Genomic DNA, 16,476 nt, shown 5'->3' on the forward strand with positions numbered 1-16,476 from the left:
TTTTTGACCTAACGACACGCGTGACTGCCCCCTACCCTATCCCCCGACAAAAAATTTGAATCGAATTTGATAGGGGGGCTTCATTTTTTAAAATAAGATGGAAAAACTTTTTTCTCATCTGCTTCATTTTCTTCAATCACATGACACTTCGGACACAACAAACGAATATTGTTTGGATCAAGCTTGAGCATTTCGTTCTTCTTGATTGGTATTATATGATGTCGATGTGCTTGCCTTCCGAATACAAAACGACCACACCTTTGACAACAGCCGTTTTCTCTTTCATAAACAAAGTCAGCGACATCCTGCCATGCTTTTGTTCGATAAAATGATTTGTTGTCATGATGATAAACATTGCTTGGCTTTTTCTTTTTTCTAGACTTCCTAGCATGTTCGGAACAATAAGCCCCTTTTTCTGTTGTATTAGAGCAACCTTCAAACTGACAATAACGCATTATTCAGATTCTTTAATAATATTGAGAATGTCACCTTTTGCACGTGCAGCACTTGGAATCTCAATACCTTTTCGTTTTGCATATTCACGCAATTCTTTTACATTCATTTCTTCTAATACAACAGATTCATCAGACGGAACAATCTCATCTTGTTCTTCATCATCATCACTTGCAGTTGTTAATAATCGTTCGCCTTTAATTCCATCAGTATCAATCGTTACATTCCCAACAGTAATTGGTAAACCACCAACATATAAATCAGCTTCTTTACTTAGCATTGATTCAGGATTTTCAGTAACTTCAAAATCAGGTTCTTGACCTTTAGGTACAAACACATTTCTTTTTTCTTCGGTATCCCAATACTCTGTGCCAGATGCTGAACTTCTAGTTAATACACGCATTGTTTATCTCCTTTCAAAATGAAAAGACGACAACTAAATTAATAGCTGCCGTCTTTGATATTTTTTGACAATATTAGAATAACACATGAAAATCAATATGTCGGTACTATGTTGGTACTGTACGTACTATACTTTTTTAGAAAATTGAACCATTCGCATAATTTCAGCATGTTTATTTTTTATATACTGATAACTATAGCCAGTTTCTTTTGCTATTGCTTCAAGTGTTAAACCTTCAACATATTTCAATTTTAAAATCTTTTGATTTAAACCTTTGAACTTATCAATAAGTTCAATAATTTCCTTGCGCTCTTTTTCAAGTTGCTCTACTCTCTGATTCAATTCTTTGATCACTCCCTTTAGGTGATTTTGTTTTTCTAATGAAGTTAAGAACGTTTGATGTTTTGCTAAATCGCCATCACTATCTATATAATTGGACCATCGAGCATATTCTTTTTCGTTTAGTTCAATAGACAATTTTAGTTCAAATAATTCATTATCAATAGCAACTAATGAATTTACCCATTCATATATTTGAATCACCCCTTATTCTAAAAAGTGTGGCTGTCATCACTTTGTACATACTTTTATTTTGAAAGTGTGGCCGATTAAACCCTTACTCTCTCAATGGTTTTGACTTGTAAGCCACAGAAGCCACACTTTTTTTGACTATCTTATTTATAATATATATACTATTATTCTTCTTTTTTTTTCTTTAAGTAATAAAAAAAAGTATGAAAAGTATGGACAGTAGTATATAAAGTCAATAGTATCAATGTTTTATACGAGCCATACTTTTCAAAAAAAAGTGTGTACAAAGTATGGCTTTTTACAAAAAGTGTGGCTTTTATTCTGTTTCATTAAATTTATAATAAAAATATCTTTTGCCCATCATTCTGCGTTGTGTTTTTTCATAACCTAAAGATTTGAGACGTTGTGTAAATTTTGTTTGTGTATATGGCTTACTTCCAGATTCCTCACAAGTTTTCAAGTATTCGTCATAAACACCTTTTGTTGTCATATTCTCGTCAATCCCACATTGATGAATAAACGTTAAAATAGAATCACTTTCAACAAAATATTCTTCTGTGACTTTCGCGACAATTTCGGAAGAGGAAAGTTGGCCACCATTGTTAATAATTCGCTCCATAGCTTTTAAAGCAAGATTTAATAAGTAAGACTTCGCGTTATCAGACGATAATTTTTCGTCAATTTTTGGGTCTGCTTTTTTGACTTTGTTTTCACATGGAATAATCACCACACGACGAGCAATCCCACCTGATTTATCTTTAAACGTTGGCATTTCGTTTGCTGTGAAAATTAACGTTGCTTTATTCTTTAATTTATATGGCTTGGAATAAATCGGACGAACCATAATAGTGTTTCCTGATGCCAATGTTTTAAAATTCATCGATTTTTCCATATAGCCAGCATCAATATCATCTCCGATGTTTACAAGCTTACCTTCTAATTCCATCACAGACGTTTGGTCATTGAATTGCTCTAATGCTAGGTTTAAACCTAAATCCCCAATAAATGAATTAAGCATTTCTAAAAAAGTGGATTTTCCATTTGCCCCAGATGAGCCAACCAAGAAAAATACTTTATGCGGAAAACCTGCAGTCATTAAAATATGACCAAGCAACTCTTCAACGATTATGCGTAAATCTTTCTTATCTGAAACGAGAAAGTTCAGAAATTCATCAACAGTTTTATCATATGCATCTGGATCGTAATCAACATCTAAAAAGAAAGGCGTAAATTCCTTAGTTGACATTGGAATAATTTCAGCACCGTCTAACATGAAATTATTTCTAAACTGAATGGGAAAATCTGTAGCTTCGATCAATTCACCTTTAATTTTTAACAAGTCTAAAATTTGTTTCCATTTTGCTGGCAGTAGTTTTATGCGCTTATCAATTTTTCGTAGTAGCTTGTTTTGGTCGTTAATCCAATAATTATCTTCTTTATGAAAAATAGAACCATTGAAAAACTTCACCTGAAATTCTTTAGCCAACGCTTCACTCGTTATAATCATGTCTTTTGGATCAAGATATAACTGTTCGCGAATTTCTTTCTCATTCACCGAATTAACCAATGCATGAATATCAGTAGCTGGCAGTGATTCTGCATAGACATCATTATTAATAAATTCAGCTATTTTCATTAATGTATCGTAATCAAGTTCGTACATTTCACGAACTGTCATTAAATGAGAATAGAGCGAACTGTTTCTTGCTCCTTCTTTCATGCCAGCAAGTACATTTTTTACTTTTACTGGCAATAATTCGAGTGGCAAGGTAGGTAAATCATCAAACATTTCAAATGTGCCATGCATTTTTCTAAGTTGGCCATTTTGTTTAATTGTTGCTGTTGATTTATTGCCTGTTTTGTAATCAACTAGCGCACCTGAAACCGTTAATTTCTTGGTCCAGTTTTTTAATAGAATTTTATGGCCATTGATTTGGACAGGTCGTTTATAGTAAAGGTGAATACCACGTTTGGTTTCAAAAGCCATAGTTGGATATTTTTCTAATATTTTACGGCCAATTTCTGAGAACTCATCAAAATCAACTACAACTGTTTCTTTGTTTAACAAAATAGCTGCGTTATCTAATTTTGATAAATCAGTATAGAAATCATCCAAACTTTTTTGGCCTGGCTTTTTCTCCCCTGGGCTTAATTTTATAAAATTTAACACACTATTTTTTCACCTGCCTTAGAAAATATTTTTTTCAATTTGGTTAATATACCACTGAACATCAATATCTTTTTTTGTAGCTATACTTGAAGATAAAAATTTATCTGGTGATCCAGGTAATTTCGAGTGTAGATCTTTTTTTACTTGAAAAACGCCACCACAACTTTTGTTCGTAGTTGCAATTCCACACACAGTATTATTCATTTGTTTGTACGTTTGATTTACTCTTTGTTCGATGTGTTCAAAATCACCTTGTAATTTGCCAATATAATAAAAGTCTTCAATATCACCATTTTTGAATTGCTGAATAACAAAATCTTGTGGTTTGATGTTAGCAACTACATTTGCAAACACACCAGCACTGACAATTGGCATATTATTAGATAAATAAGTAGGTGGTGCAAATATTCCTTTACGAATAAAATCACCATCAGTTGTTTGGAACACATAATCATTAACCGCTTTTTGCCATACTTGTTTTATTGATGTGACAGACACAGTCACATGCAATTGTTCACACCAACGATTTAATAAATCCTGAATCAGTGGTTCCATGATTGGATTTATCTTTACAAGAATGCCGTCAGTGTTAGTTTGAATTAATTCTTCAACAAAGTGTTCCAAAACCAAAATCAAATGCGTAATGATTAATTGACCACTAACTGTTACTGAAAAAAACTTTTGTGGATCATACATAGCTGAATAAGGATTATTCATTGAGCCATTCACTGCGTTAATTAACGTCTTGTAAGTTAGTTTTTCTGTCTGAACCTTTTTATCGTACAAATCAGAAAAAGCACTAGGATTTTTTATACTTCTACTTAGAAAATTATTATTCAAAATAATAGTTGGAAAGAACTGCTTCACATCTATAAGTAAAAAATGTCCTTTTCCTTTGTATTTTTCTTTTGCTGCATGCAACCCACCAAAACCGTAGATATGCGTTAACCCTGCTAATGTCATTTTGAACTTTTCCGTTTTGAGTTTTTCCTCTAGCGTATTCTTATAATTATTTTTTATTGATTCATAGAAATTTAACACGCGGTCAGGTAGTTCGTTCTTAGGTACATTTTTATCAATATCAAAAAATAAAATATTGGGGCGCTTCGGCATTTTCTTAGCTTGTAAAATTTCTGCAGCTAAATTTGCACGTGTTTTTGTCACAGATCGTGGTGATAAATTAAATTCTTTCACTATCTCGAATTTTGTTTCTAAATATTCTTCACGTTCTTCAAAAATCTTTTCGCATACGTCAATTCGCTTTTTGCAAAATTCCTCTAACGTTTGCGCTGAAATGTCCATACGTAAATTAAACGCTATTTCTTCAATAGTGCAATTTCTGGCTTCTTGGCTTAAATCAATACAAAGCTGTTTTTGTAAAAATGAACTTTTTCCATCAGTTAAAATTTTGGCCAAAAATTTATCTGTTCCACGATGATTACCATAGCTAACAAGATAAGTGACAGATGAAAGAGCCTGTGTTAGGCTCTCTCTGTCATTTGCTGTCGTGTACGTATTATCTGTTTTGAAAACTGCTAGCCAATCATTTTTGTTTTGGTACAACCAATAAAAAGTAAACATTGGCCAAGCCCCTTTCTTAATTTTTAAAATGGAATTTCTTCATCAGAAATAACAGACACATCATCGGCTTCTGATTCATCTTCATACGCAACAAAATCATAATTTTTATATGGTTTTGATGGGTCTTTTTTATTTGGTGATGAGGTAATCACTAAAATATATTGACTACCGATTACATCTTGAAAAGCTGCGGCAAGTGTTTCTTCATCTTCCCAATCATCATCAGTCAATTGCAAACCAACAACGCTTGCCAGTTTCCCTACTAATTTGATGTTTTTATTTAAAATAAATGGTTTTACTGCATTTTCATCAAAACCTAAGTTAATAAATTCCTTTCGTCCTGCAGCTTCACCAATAGTGACTTCATTTGTGAAAGACAAAGCTTCCCAGCCACTATTGAAAATTTTATGCTCTACATTTCCCAACGTTACATCATATTCACCATCAGGAAGTCCATCAAAATCTCCTGCATTTGGATTATCTGTTTTTGGATCGAATCCTGCTAATACTTCACTTGCTAAATCTTTTAATCCCATGTTAAATTCCTCTTTTCAATATATTTTTAGTTTTATTTTTTTGTTGTCTTTTAAATTTTTGGTTTGATACGGCGTTGAACACTCGCTGTTTTTGCTGGTTCCACTTTAGATGCCGTTTGATTAACTGGTGCTGTCGCTTTTGCCTTTTGTTTAGTTGACTTAGTTTCACTAACTTCATCAGTTGCTTTTTCACTGGGTGTATCTTCTGCTGATTTCAAGATATCTTCGTTTTGCTCTAATTGCTTAACAATCTCATCTTGCTTTTTCTTTGTTGTTTTTGCTGTTCGTCCAAAAACTCCAGTGATAGTATCTAAAATTCCTAGAATGGTTTCATCATCAACTTGATCACGCATATAGTCTTTGCGACGTGCTTTTGCTACTCGAATATAATTCTTTCCAACTTTTTTACATTGAATAGATAAGTCACAATTACCATTTACAATATTTTGATGTTTTTCTTTCAATGAGGGAATCTCAATTTCTGTAGTCCCTTCAAGTTTTGTCGCATTTCTTGAAATGTAGATAACATTCATTGGTAATGATTTCAATTCAATAACCAGCTGTTGAAAAATGTTAGTAAATGCTGCGTACCCTTTTCCGTATGGAATATCACCTAAAGTTTCAACATCTTCTTTGTCACAGATATATTGCTCTATCATTACTACAATATCGTCAATTACATCAAGAACCACTGTTTCGTAAGTGTGTTTTTCAGTCTGTAACGCAGTAATTAATTTATCTAGCTGATCAATCACTGAACGCTTGATTTTTCCATTTGTATCTTTAATATTTCTAAGCTGAACGGATGGCACAGTGTTTGCTTCTGCATTTCCATCAGTGTTAAAAATAACTGGGTTTGGAAATTGTGAAGCTAGAAAAGATTTTCCGCCCATAGTAGGACCCCAGATAAAATAATTACGTGGTGTATCTTTTGGTGTTTGTGGTTTATTTGGTGGTAAAATACTCATGCTAAAAATCCTCCTTCAACAATTTCTTTACTACGTGCAAATTCTTCGGTCACTTGTGCTTCATAGTAATCACCAAAATCTTTATGGTTTTTAGAAACAATGTTTTGTTTAATCACTGATCCTTCGGTTTCATCAATAATTTTTTGAATTTCTTCTTCTGCTTCTTTCCGTGTAGTAGCATAAAATTTTCGTGTATTTTGTAATTTTCTAATCATGTTATTTTTCTCCTTTGCTTTCTGTAATTTTTATGGAACCTTTAACAGACGATTCTTTTAAATACTTATTGTAAATATCAGGTTTTTCTTTTTTTAGTTTCGTACTATCTACAGATTTACGAGTGGTTGGTAGAATACGAGTAATCACAATGTCACCTGTATCAATCTTTTTAATATCTTGTTCTTCCATTTTTTGATAAAGAAGCTCACGAAACTCTTTTTGTTGTTCTTTTAATTGTTTAATTTTCTTGTTAAAGTCCAACATTTCAAGTTCAAAGCGTTCTACACGTGCAACTAATTTATTTACATCATTCCCGATAGAATAATATTCAGTTTCAGTCATATCAGGTTTTTCTTTTAAGTATTCCACACGAATCCAAAAAGTTTCGATTGAATCCAGAATCTTTTCAATTTGTCCTTCATCGCGTTCAACTTCTTTTATTTTCAATAGTGAAGAATCAAATTCTAAATCAAAATCTGTTGGTCTTTGATACATGGCCAACCAGCCATAATCGCACCCTGTTTGATAGAAGTAAAGTTGCATTTGAGCTTCATAAACAGCAATTGTTGGTTTTGTTCCATGTGTTTTAATTTCCAATAAAATTTTATTTTCATTATCAATACCATCAACATTTGAACGAATATAGTCATCCTTATCTATAAATGTTTCTGGATGAAAATTTAAGCTATTCATGGTATTAATGTACTCACGTATAGCAGGCTCCATTTTGTTACCAAAATTTATATACGGATTGCTAATTTGTTCTGGTACTACAATGCCAGCTTTTTCTTTGGCCAATTCAAATTGTGTTTTATATTTTGAAAGGCCAAGAATAACTGGTACATCTGAACCACCAACATATTGTGTACGTTTTTCAGTTACATTTTTATCTTGCTTTTGCACACCAAACATGTTATTCCTCCTGTCTTTATTGTGTTATTATTTAATTTAAAAGGTGGTGATTATTTTGACATTCAAAAAGTGGTTAAAAACTTTTGAAAGTGTAGATCATCCAATTGGAGATTTAGCCAGAGATGTTCTATCTGATAAAGATTTTCCCAACAAGATTAATAGTGTTGAAGATATTACAGAGTATTTAGGTAGTAAGAGAGCATCAACTGCTGCAATTTCTACTGCTGAAAATGCATATTTATACTATTCTCTTGATGAAAATTTAGTTACTTATGTTAACAACGAATTAGTTTGGAGAAATAAAAATTAAAGTTTCAAATTGGGATGGAAGTTCAATCAACTTGTGGTCATATTTTTTCATCAAAGTAATCATGTACTCTTGATAAATACCACATTGATAAGATTGAATTTCTTTCCTTTTTTTTAGTTCTTTTAATAACTCTTCTGTTGATACTTCTTTTAAATCCATCATTTTTACCATCCCCTCACAATTTAATCTTCATACCAATCTTTTTTTGCACAACGCATATAGGGATATCCAATTACGCTTGAATCTAATGAAACATATGTGAACACTTCATTGCCATCAATGCTTTCTATATATTCTTCTAAAAACTTTCTTCGATCATACAGAGATAATTTATTTGGAATAAGCACTGATTCTTCCGAATAAAATTTTCCTGTAGACTTAAAAAAAGTTAATTTGATTTCTAACCAATTTGTTTTATCTTCCATATACTTCCTCCTGTTCACGCTCTATGGGTTGTGTTACTTCTTCAAAATTTATACACTCAATAGCCTTGATAGGAATAAGCGACATTGATGGTAAATCGCCTATTGAAATCCATTCACTCTTATCATCTAAGAGCCCATCCAACCAACGCTCTATTGTTTCTTGATCTATATCCAATTCAAGGTAAGAAATAAATTTGCCGCTTTTCAAATGTATACTTATTTTAATTTCCATCTATTCTTCCTCCACTTCCCATTCTTGTAGTCATATACAATTCTTCTGAAAAATCTTCTTTGTTTTCTAAGGCTTGGTAAACGGCTTGTTCAATTGTCTGTTGCGTTATAAAACGATAAACCGTTACTTTCTTAGTTTGGCCATTACGATAAGCTCGGCCCAGCGCTTGGCTATAATCTTGATAAGAATAAGTTGGTGTGTAGAAAATAACTGTATTCGCATATTGCAGTTCAATTCCTGCGCTACCAGCCATATATTGAACAAAAGTGACACTATTCTTCAACGATTTCCAAGACTGCTTAGGCGGTAAATTAGAATGCTTTCCGTTCACTTCAAAAAATGTTTTATTTTTAATTTTTTCCTTCAATGCTTCAATTTCTTTTTGATAGTAATAAAAGATAATAATGTTGTTTTCTGTACCTTCACAAAGCATTTGGGCATAGTCTAATTTGTCTTTTTGGTTCGCATAGTATCTCAACCCATGAGCCAATTTAGATGGTGTATCGTATTCTTCATCACCTAGTACCCTATCTTTGGCCACAGTCATATACTCTTTACTCTTTTTGAATTTCACATCTTCAAAAATCAATGGCGGCAAATCTAATGCTTCATCTTTCGATATTGAAATAGTGAAAGAATCATATTTTGAATACAATTTTTCTTCATGAATCCAGCCTTCAATTTTAGGTACTCGTCGTGTACCAAGATACATTGTTCCCCATTTTGCATGCTGATCATTCATTTCTTTTCTTGATTTAAAATAACCAAACATGATGAAATAGTTGTACGTATCTTCCCAGCCGTTACTAGCTGGCGTTGCTGTTAAAAGAAGAAAATGACTGGATTGTTTTGTTAGTTTTGCAGCTGCTTTCCCACGTTGTGAAGTTGGATTTTTGATATAATGTGCTTCGTCAAAAATGACAAACCAACCTTTATACAGTTTGTGACTATCTGTTAATTTCCCATAACTTAGTTCAGTAAATGAAATTTCAATTTTGTAGAAATCACACACGGCCTGTATATCTCTTCGCCATCCGCCTTCTTTGATTTTCTGCGGTGGAGCAACAATTAAAATTGGTTCTCCTCTGCTATATTTCAAATATTGATGAATTGCAGTGATTGTTTTTCCTGTTCCTGTATCCATTGCTAATAGATAATTGGCATCGATTGAATCAATTATTTTCTTTTGAAAGTCATATAACATTTCTTTGCTTGAGCATTGTGGATACATCGTCCACACTTCTTGCGACAATACTTATCCCTCCTGCTTGTTCGATTCTTTTTAGTTTGCTTTTCTGCAATGCGCTGACAACCCCACCATTTGGCCGCTTTACTTCAATAGCAACAAAATAACCATTAACACAAGCCAAAACATCAGGCGTTCCTGCTGGTTGATACATAGAACCATGCACTTTTAAATAATAGGCACCTAAAGAATCGAGATATTTTTTTATCTGGTTTTCAACTTTCTTTTCTGGTCCACTCATTCAATAAAATCATTTAACGTTATGGTTAAACATTCCCACGCTTCAAATGCTTGGATTCCCTGTTTTCTAAGGTAATTAACAAGTGTTGTTTTTCCCGTAGGCTCCTGCGGACCTTTCACAATGATTGGTTTTCCCCATTTATATGCTTTTAATATCTGCTCTTTTTGCTTCGATGTTAAAAAGTCAGGAAGTACTATCTTTTTATTGCTCATCAACTTTCACCGCCAATTCCCGATAAAATCCAGGTACTTTTTCTTTTAGTTCTGTTTCTGTGAAACGTTGTTTTAGCCAAGTATGTTTTCTACTAGCAAACCATGTCTTATCTTTATAGCTTAGATACTGAACTTCTCCATCTGTTGTTTTTAAACAAGACAAGGGAATTTCATACATTGGTTCTTTTTTCACTGTATAACCATCAAGAATCGCACGTATATGCAGTTCTTTGTTTTCTTCTACTTCTTCCGTCCACTCAAAGCCTTTCGAAGGAAGCAACTCTTCATCTGTAATAGGATCTTCCAACCAGTGATCCCATCCCATCTTAGCAATTTGCCAAATACACCAACTTTTATAATCAATATGTGCTTCTTTACTGTTCTGAACCCATTCGTCAAATTCTTTTGAGACTTCGATTGATTTTTTAGGTGAAGTTGCTGTCCATTCAATAAAATCAGTAATTCCTAATATATGCTCTAGAAAAGGAGCACTAATAATTGACAATTCTCTATTCGCTTTATTTACTTCAATAACTGTTTTTTCTTTATGCCATTTCCATAAATCGGTTTTTGTAGGCTCAAGTCCTGTAGCCCAGACATACCCTTGTTCTTCCAAAAAAGCCATTAAGCTATCGTATGCTTCTTGTGTTTTTACGTGATAATAGTTTTTCATTTGCGTTTCTCCTCTTTCGTGCTATTATTTACTTGTATATTTTTTGTTTAGCAGCTTACTTCGTTGGCGGACGAGGTAGGCTCTTTTTGTTTATTGATTTTTACTGCAGCTATTTGCGTTGGTAAAATATTTTTACACACATAACTACTCTGATAAGTTGGACTTGATTTCTCTCCTCTTCCATCAAAATTGAAAAAATCAACTCTCGGATACATATATAAAATCTCAATTGGATTATCTTTTAATAATTCAAAACGCTTTTTACTATCAAATAATCCCGAAACGTTAAGCAACATCGCAAAAGGTTTTCCAATAGCTATCAACCTTTCTAAAATGTCATCTTTTAAACTGTACGGTGGATTACTGACAATATAATCGCACTCAGGTACCTCTTGTTTAAAAAAGTCTTTTCCTTCACTAATGTGAGAATGAATAACTTTAAAACCATTTTCTTTTAAGCATTTGACATAATTTGATTCTGGCAAATCAAACGGGCACCAAACCGTACTCCCCTTTTTCAAATAAGGGATAATCGGCTCTACTGCGTAAACAGGTGTGTACCATTCGTCAGATTTTGCTGCTTGACGTTGTGCCACCACCTAACACCCCACTTCGTTGAGCATTTTTTGATAAGCAACTTCGTAACGTTCTAACTCTGCTTGAAAATGCTTTAGAGTGCGAAGGTCTTGCATTGTCGGATGCTTTGCACTTTCGTGACGTACTGCATCTCTTAACGTTTCAATCTTTTCTCGTACTGCCTCGCGTACTAAAAAAGCTTCATTAGCTGTTAACATAGTTTTTTCTCCTCTTTTTGATATTTCACTTCGTCGTGATGTACCCATAACAACGCAGCCACAGGTCCGCAAATTAGTAACAAAATATTTAAACTTGTACTTTCTCTTGCGATAATCCCAAAAAGAAATGCGGCAAATAAGGTCAACACCAAACGTGATTGATAAACTTTTTTCATTGCTTTCACCTCCCTAAAACCATCACAGAACCGTTAAAATTTCGAATTGCTTTTGCTTCTGGCAAGCGTTCATCGCCGCCGACAATTTCATTAGTTCGATGGTTATACACTCGTTTTTGCCTTTTAAACAACACAATTGAAATGTTGTCATAGGTGCTACAAGTGTCTTGCACTTTTAAATCTTCGCCTTTGTAGCAAATAATCATTTTTGTAAAACCTCCCTAAATTTCGCTTGCCCAAGATTTATCTTTTTTGTGATAGAAGCCATCTGCGGCACTCTTCTTTGTCGTAGAACTTCCCTTGCTTACTTACTGATCCATGTGGAAGACCTAGCTTCTCCCATTCCCTTATTGTTGTGGTGGATACATTGAAATATTTTGCAATCTCTGTTTGATTTAAGACCCGCTTATCAACTGCGGTATCTCTTCGTGCTTTTTCTATTTCATCAACAATAATTCCGTGTACAAAATCTCTTAGAGAAGCTTCATTTTCTGGAGTTAAAATCACTTCCATTACTATCACCTCCTATCTGATTTTGTAATAAGCAATAATATCGGTCATTTGTTTCAGATGTTTTTCTGGATTGTTTAGGATTTTACGTAGATATTGTTCTGTAATTCCTAAAGCACTTGCTACATCAGGAATCTCCCATTGATTTTTCTCAAAGTGATTCAAGATTTTTTGACGTGTTTCTTGAATATTTGCCATGCTTTTTCTCCTTTCTCTGAATTAGTAAACAAATTAATCAACTAATTTCTAAATTCAGTTGACACAAATAGAGTTTTATTCTATAATCAAACCGTAATTAAATAAGACATTAAAAACATTGATTTATAGCTTTCTTGGCGGTTAGCGTTTATTTATCAATATTGTTTTTTTGTTGTCTTTTTAGTTGATTAACTTGTTTACGAGATAAAGTATAGAGCTTTAACTCTATTTTGTCAACACTAAATAGAGTTTTTTTCTAAACTTTTTTTGTAAGCATTCAGAAAGGTTGTCAAATCAATGAATACTTATGAAATAATAAAAGAGTTGACAAAAAGGAAGAAAATGTCTATTCGACAATTAGAAATTACTCTAGGTTACTCAAATGGATATTTTAGCAAGTGGAAAAAAGTTTCTCCAAACTCAGAAGGCCTACAAAAAGTTGCGGACTACTTCAATGTATCGGTAGATTATCTATTGGGAAGAACTGATAATACTAAAGCAACTGATGAAAAAAAATCTGATGATTTAGATGATGTACTGGATAACGTCATGAGTTTTGACGGTGAACCGCTTGATGATCATGACAGAGAAGTTATTCGTGCATATTTAAAGGGTAGATTCGGGAAATAAGTCAAAGGTTGTGCTTATATGAAAAGTATCAAAGAGTTGGTAGAAGAATATAATGTGGAGTTAGTTTTTACTACTTTGAACAAACGCGCATGTTTCGACCCTACCTACGGTATCATATTTGTAAATCAAAATTTAACACCATCAGAACAAGAAGAAGCAATATATCACGAGTTAAAGCATGTAAAAGACCATGTGGATATAATGGCATTGTATAAAATTCCTGTTTTTCGTTCTAAGATGGAAGCCGAAGCAGAACAATATATGTTTAGAAGCTTAATCGAAAAATATGAAGGACAATACAATTACTCAAATGTTATAGCTCATTACAACTTAAAAATGGGACAAGAAATTTATTTGAAATAAAAAAAGTCCGTGCTGGGAACACGGACTAAAGAATATTTTTTTCTTTTATAAACTGTATAGCTTCATCATCCAACTGAAAAAAATGTATATACTCACCATCGCTTAAATCAACAATAGGATACCCTGCCAATAAATGAACTAATATTTCTTTTGTGATATTTGGTGTATTATCAAAAACGGAACACATAGTTTCGACATTAGGACTGCCCCAGATATCATTAATTTCTTTTATTGGAACTAATTCGGAAGGAGTTGTCATTTTATCACCTCATGAAAAAAAATTATAGAGTTAACAGATTACCTGAAGAAACTAAACAACAATTAGTCGAAAGTGTAGAAGCCTTAATCTTGGATTCTGAAGCATACGATAACGGAATGTTTAATATGATAAAACGTTCTTCTGCCACTTTGAGAATGTTATTTTACGATTCTCGAACTTCTCATAGCTTGATAAATCAAATAGAAAGTAAAAAATCACTCAAAATGTATAGTTTTATTGATTATCCAATCAAACAAGAAATCTTTTACGGTAGTATTTATTGTGCCAGATTTTTAGCACAACCACCCAAGGTTGGATACTACGATACATTTTTATTTAATCCACTAAAAAAAAGACATATCGAACTTTCTTTTGATGATTGGTGGAATGGGACAATTTTTAGAGTTGGGAAAAATAGTGACTTTTCAAGAGGTAAAATCATTATCACTTTAGCAAATCAAGATGGCGGTGCTCACTTTGATCCTACAATCGATAGTAATTACAGTTCATTGATTAAAGGAACTACTGGCTTTCAGATTCCACCACAATCAAATAATCACATATTTTTAGGAGGGTCTCCTGATTATAATAATCAGCCAGTTCAATTCACAGACATACACTTAGCGATTATGAGGCAAATAGTACATGAAGCTATTCTTTCGTTAATTAAAAACTTCTCCCTAAAAATGCATTACAACCCAAATTTCGAATATAACTGGAACAGAAAAATAAATCCTATTGCTTTTCATTTTAGCGCATCAAGAAACGACTAACATCAAAATTGGATGATATCTTCATAGGCCAATTATAACATAATTTCTACTATAAATCCCCCTCTCTGGTGAGTTCTAGCGTGTTCGATTCATGCTAGGGGCTTTAAAATTTAATAAGGAGGTGCTAGAAATTTGTCATTCCTTCTATTCGCTTGCCCAAGTGGAAAGGATAAAAAATGGCAACTTTTAAACAATATACAAAAAAAGGAAAAAAATACTGGAAAGTAACTGCCTATTTAGGCGTAGATTATTTAACTGGAAAACAAATTAATGTCACTATCAGAAACTGTAATACAAAAAAAGAAGCACAGCTCAAGCTTAATCAAAAAAAATTAGATTTTGATAACGGAAATCTAGCTAACGAGCATACTCGTTTAACCACTTTTGAAGAAGTTTATTATATGTGGTTGGACGAATACAAAAAAACAGTTAGGGAATCCACATTCATAGCTACTGAACGACGTATGAAAAAACACATTTTACCCACATTCGGGAAAATGCGACTTGAGCGTTTAACAGTCAAGATCGTGCAAAAATCTGTTAATGAATGGTATAAAAAGAATGAGATGGGAAAAGTACTTTTGAGTTATGCTTCTCGTGTTTGTGACTATGCTGTTGGTTTAGAAATAATAGACTCAAACCCATTTAAGAAAATAACTAAACCTAGTTCGCTAAAGAAATTAGAAAAGAATACAAAAAGAAAGTTCTATACAAAAGACGAACTGGAACATTTCTTAAATACAGCTGATAGCATTGCCAATCAAGCCAAAGAAGAAAGTTTAGTTCTAAAATACTATGCCGACTTAGACTGTGCTATTTTTCGCTTACTTTCTTTTACTGGTATACGTGTTGGTGAAGCTTTAGCATTGAATTGGAATGATATTGATATTAAAGAGCAGGTAGTTAATATAAATAAAACTACTGCTATCAGTACAAATGGATTGACTATAAACGATCCTAAAACTCCCAATTCTATTCGTAAAATTTCTTTTGATAACAAGACTGCTTATATCTTAAAAAAATGGAAACTTAGACAGCGTGAGGCTTTAATGAAAAAAGGTGGGTTTAAAACACAGCTTATTTTTACAAAAATTGATGGTACCATGTTCCGAAGTCAAGACATTTACCAACGTTCCAAAAGATTGGCAGAAAAAGCTAACTTACATTCTATTGGTTGTCATGGTTTTCGGCATACACACGCAACATTATTATTCGAATCAGATAATGTTAGGTCTAAAATAATCCAAGAACGTTTAGGACATTCTTCTTTACAAATAACTATGGATACTTACACTCATGTTTCTGATGAAGTTACTAAAGAAGCAACAGATGCTTTCAGTAGCTATGTAAATTTTTAAAATAGCAAATCTACATCAATAACTAAATCAGTAAATTACTAACAACAAAAAAATAGCCTAGAATCCTTGTTGGATAAGGATTCTAGGCTCTATCTAACTAAATTATTTAGTTTCACGGTGTAAAGTAACTTTTCTTTCACGTGGGCAATATTTTTGTTTTTCTAAACGATCAGGATTGTTACGTTTATTTTTATTTGTTAAGTAGTTACGTTCTTTACAAGAAGTACACTCTAAAGTGATGTTTACGCGCATGTTTTCCCCTCCTACTAATAATTGATCTTTCCAAGAGATTTCTTAGACTTGAAT

29 protein-coding genes are annotated in these 16,476 nt (G+C 32.9%); 5 read left to right on the top strand and 24 right to left on the bottom strand.

Annotation, left to right across the window (positions count from 1 at the left end; all coding sequences use genetic code 11):
- Window positions 1-80: 80 nt before the first annotated feature.
- From IGK82_RS11040 to IGK82_RS11080, 9 genes are all read right to left on the bottom strand, one after another.
- Window positions 81-455, bottom strand: a complete 375-nt coding sequence (locus IGK82_RS11040) for an HNH endonuclease (protein WP_002385655.1) — start codon at window positions 453-455, stop codon at window positions 81-83.
- On the bottom strand, window positions 455-856 hold the full coding sequence (locus IGK82_RS11045) for a hypothetical protein (protein ID WP_430605098.1): 402 nt from the start codon (window positions 854-856) through the stop codon (window positions 455-457). Before IGK82_RS11045 ends, IGK82_RS11040 begins: the two co-directional genes overlap by 1 nt.
- Before the next feature lie 126 nt (window positions 857-982).
- Window positions 983-1,399, bottom strand: coding sequence for a sigma-70 family RNA polymerase sigma factor (locus IGK82_RS11050; RefSeq protein WP_187360339.1), 417 nt, complete (start codon window positions 1,397-1,399; stop codon window positions 983-985).
- A 304-nt stretch (window positions 1,400-1,703) separates the two neighbouring features.
- Window positions 1,704-3,557, bottom strand: coding sequence for a DNA primase family protein (locus tag IGK82_RS11055; protein WP_430605099.1), 1,854 nt, complete (start codon window positions 3,555-3,557; stop codon window positions 1,704-1,706).
- Window positions 3,558-3,575: 18 nt separating this feature from the next.
- Window positions 3,576-5,138 (bottom strand): hypothetical protein, encoded by a 1,563-nt coding sequence (locus IGK82_RS11060; RefSeq protein ID WP_430605100.1) that lies wholly within the window; start codon window positions 5,136-5,138, stop codon window positions 3,576-3,578.
- Between the two features lie 23 nt (window positions 5,139-5,161).
- The gene (locus tag IGK82_RS11065; protein ID WP_048942609.1) at window positions 5,162-5,674 is read right to left on the bottom strand and encodes a hypothetical protein; all 513 of its coding nucleotides are present in this window, start codon (window positions 5,672-5,674) and stop codon (window positions 5,162-5,164) included.
- 50 nt (window positions 5,675-5,724) lie between these two features.
- Window positions 5,725-6,642, bottom strand: a complete 918-nt coding sequence (locus IGK82_RS11070) for an AAA family ATPase (protein ID WP_430605101.1) — start codon at window positions 6,640-6,642, stop codon at window positions 5,725-5,727.
- On the bottom strand, window positions 6,639-6,857 hold the full coding sequence (locus IGK82_RS11075; protein WP_002407623.1) for a hypothetical protein: 219 nt from the start codon (window positions 6,855-6,857) through the stop codon (window positions 6,639-6,641). The genes IGK82_RS11070 and IGK82_RS11075 overlap by 4 nt, the downstream gene beginning before the upstream one ends.
- A gap of 1 nt (window position 6,858) precedes the next feature.
- Window positions 6,859-7,770 (bottom strand): lambda-exonuclease family protein, encoded by a 912-nt coding sequence (locus IGK82_RS11080; RefSeq protein ID WP_430605102.1) that lies wholly within the window; start codon window positions 7,768-7,770, stop codon window positions 6,859-6,861.
- Window positions 7,771-7,816: 46 nt separating this feature from the next.
- On the opposite strand from IGK82_RS11080, the gene IGK82_RS11085 reads away from it, so the two are divergent.
- On the top strand, window positions 7,817-8,080 hold the full coding sequence (locus IGK82_RS11085; protein ID WP_430605103.1) for a YozE family protein: 264 nt from the start codon (window positions 7,817-7,819) through the stop codon (window positions 8,078-8,080).
- Here the strand turns inward: IGK82_RS11085 and IGK82_RS11090 are convergent.
- The 13 genes from IGK82_RS11090 to IGK82_RS11150 are packed head-to-tail and all read right to left on the bottom strand — an operon-like array spanning window position 8,057 to window position 12,787.
- Window positions 8,057-8,242 (bottom strand): hypothetical protein, encoded by a 186-nt coding sequence (locus IGK82_RS11090; protein WP_002418645.1) that lies wholly within the window; start codon window positions 8,240-8,242, stop codon window positions 8,057-8,059. The genes IGK82_RS11085 and IGK82_RS11090 overlap by 24 nt on opposite strands.
- A 20-nt stretch (window positions 8,243-8,262) precedes the next feature.
- Window positions 8,263-8,505 (bottom strand): hypothetical protein, encoded by a 243-nt coding sequence (locus IGK82_RS11095; RefSeq protein ID WP_010716251.1) that lies wholly within the window; start codon window positions 8,503-8,505, stop codon window positions 8,263-8,265.
- A complete protein-coding gene (locus IGK82_RS11100) occupies window positions 8,495-8,737 on the bottom strand; it encodes a hypothetical protein (protein ID WP_430605104.1) in 243 nt (80 codons plus the stop codon). The genes IGK82_RS11095 and IGK82_RS11100 overlap by 11 nt, the downstream gene beginning before the upstream one ends.
- Window positions 8,727-9,941 (bottom strand): SNF2-related protein, encoded by a 1,215-nt coding sequence (locus IGK82_RS11105; RefSeq protein ID WP_430605171.1) that lies wholly within the window; start codon window positions 9,939-9,941, stop codon window positions 8,727-8,729. The genes IGK82_RS11100 and IGK82_RS11105 overlap by 11 nt, the downstream gene beginning before the upstream one ends.
- On the bottom strand, window positions 9,931-10,224 hold the full coding sequence (locus IGK82_RS11110) for a recombinase RecB (RefSeq protein WP_002407629.1): 294 nt from the start codon (window positions 10,222-10,224) through the stop codon (window positions 9,931-9,933). Before IGK82_RS11110 ends, IGK82_RS11105 begins: the two co-directional genes overlap by 11 nt.
- Window positions 10,221-10,436 carry a hypothetical protein gene (locus tag IGK82_RS11115; RefSeq protein ID WP_430605105.1) on the bottom strand — a complete coding sequence of 72 codons (216 nt, stop codon included), beginning with the start codon at window positions 10,434-10,436 and terminating at the stop codon, window positions 10,221-10,223. The genes IGK82_RS11110 and IGK82_RS11115 overlap by 4 nt, the downstream gene beginning before the upstream one ends.
- Window positions 10,426-11,109 (bottom strand): DUF1642 domain-containing protein, encoded by a 684-nt coding sequence (locus IGK82_RS11120; RefSeq protein WP_430605106.1) that lies wholly within the window; start codon window positions 11,107-11,109, stop codon window positions 10,426-10,428. Before IGK82_RS11120 ends, IGK82_RS11115 begins: the two co-directional genes overlap by 11 nt.
- A gap of 47 nt (window positions 11,110-11,156) precedes the next feature.
- Window positions 11,157-11,705 (bottom strand): hypothetical protein, encoded by a 549-nt coding sequence (locus IGK82_RS11125; protein ID WP_430605107.1) that lies wholly within the window; start codon window positions 11,703-11,705, stop codon window positions 11,157-11,159.
- Between the two features lie 3 nt (window positions 11,706-11,708).
- Window positions 11,709-11,903 carry a hypothetical protein gene (locus IGK82_RS11130; RefSeq protein WP_002399701.1) on the bottom strand — a complete coding sequence of 65 codons (195 nt, stop codon included), beginning with the start codon at window positions 11,901-11,903 and terminating at the stop codon, window positions 11,709-11,711.
- On the bottom strand, window positions 11,897-12,079 hold the full coding sequence (locus IGK82_RS11135; RefSeq protein WP_430605108.1) for a hypothetical protein: 183 nt from the start codon (window positions 12,077-12,079) through the stop codon (window positions 11,897-11,899). Before IGK82_RS11135 ends, IGK82_RS11130 begins: the two co-directional genes overlap by 7 nt.
- Window positions 12,080-12,084: 5 nt before the next feature.
- Window positions 12,085-12,285, bottom strand: a complete 201-nt coding sequence (locus IGK82_RS11140) for a hypothetical protein (RefSeq protein ID WP_430605109.1) — start codon at window positions 12,283-12,285, stop codon at window positions 12,085-12,087.
- 37 nt (window positions 12,286-12,322) lie between these two features.
- Window positions 12,323-12,592 carry a hypothetical protein gene (locus tag IGK82_RS11145; protein ID WP_002365131.1) on the bottom strand — a complete coding sequence of 90 codons (270 nt, stop codon included), beginning with the start codon at window positions 12,590-12,592 and terminating at the stop codon, window positions 12,323-12,325.
- Between the two features lie 12 nt (window positions 12,593-12,604).
- On the bottom strand, window positions 12,605-12,787 hold the full coding sequence (locus tag IGK82_RS11150) for a hypothetical protein (RefSeq protein ID WP_002358110.1): 183 nt from the start codon (window positions 12,785-12,787) through the stop codon (window positions 12,605-12,607).
- 297 nt (window positions 12,788-13,084) lie between these two features.
- On the opposite strand from IGK82_RS11150, the gene IGK82_RS11155 reads away from it, so the two are divergent.
- Window positions 13,085-13,417 (top strand): helix-turn-helix domain-containing protein, encoded by a 333-nt coding sequence (locus tag IGK82_RS11155; protein ID WP_137201325.1) that lies wholly within the window; start codon window positions 13,085-13,087, stop codon window positions 13,415-13,417.
- A gap of 18 nt (window positions 13,418-13,435) precedes the next feature.
- Window positions 13,436-13,780 carry an ImmA/IrrE family metallo-endopeptidase gene (locus IGK82_RS11160; RefSeq protein ID WP_002373917.1) on the top strand — a complete coding sequence of 115 codons (345 nt, stop codon included), beginning with the start codon at window positions 13,436-13,438 and terminating at the stop codon, window positions 13,778-13,780.
- Window positions 13,781-13,805: 25 nt separating this feature from the next.
- On the opposite strand, the gene IGK82_RS11165 is transcribed toward IGK82_RS11160, so the two are convergent.
- Window positions 13,806-14,039 carry a hypothetical protein gene (locus tag IGK82_RS11165; protein WP_002367290.1) on the bottom strand — a complete coding sequence of 78 codons (234 nt, stop codon included), beginning with the start codon at window positions 14,037-14,039 and terminating at the stop codon, window positions 13,806-13,808.
- An 89-nt stretch (window positions 14,040-14,128) separates the two neighbouring features.
- Here IGK82_RS11165 and IGK82_RS11170 point away from each other — a divergent pair, with 89 nt between their 5' ends.
- Window positions 14,129-14,812, top strand: a complete 684-nt coding sequence (locus tag IGK82_RS11170) for a hypothetical protein (protein WP_129194668.1) — start codon at window positions 14,129-14,131, stop codon at window positions 14,810-14,812.
- 176 nt (window positions 14,813-14,988) lie between these two features.
- Window positions 14,989-16,170: a tyrosine-type recombinase/integrase gene (locus tag IGK82_RS11175; RefSeq protein WP_430605110.1), complete on the top strand. Its 1,182-nt coding sequence runs from the start codon at window positions 14,989-14,991 to the stop codon at window positions 16,168-16,170.
- 102 nt (window positions 16,171-16,272) lie between these two features.
- On the opposite strand, the gene rpmG is transcribed toward IGK82_RS11175, so the two are convergent.
- Window positions 16,273-16,422, bottom strand: a complete 150-nt coding sequence (rpmG, locus tag IGK82_RS11180; RefSeq protein ID WP_002356321.1) for a 50S ribosomal protein L33 — start codon at window positions 16,420-16,422, stop codon at window positions 16,273-16,275.
- Window positions 16,423-16,476: the final 54 nt, after the last annotated feature.

It is taken from the genome of Enterococcus sp. AZ197, from assembly GCF_050556405.1.
Classification (GTDB): domain Bacteria; phylum Bacillota; class Bacilli; order Lactobacillales; family Enterococcaceae; genus Enterococcus; species Enterococcus faecalis.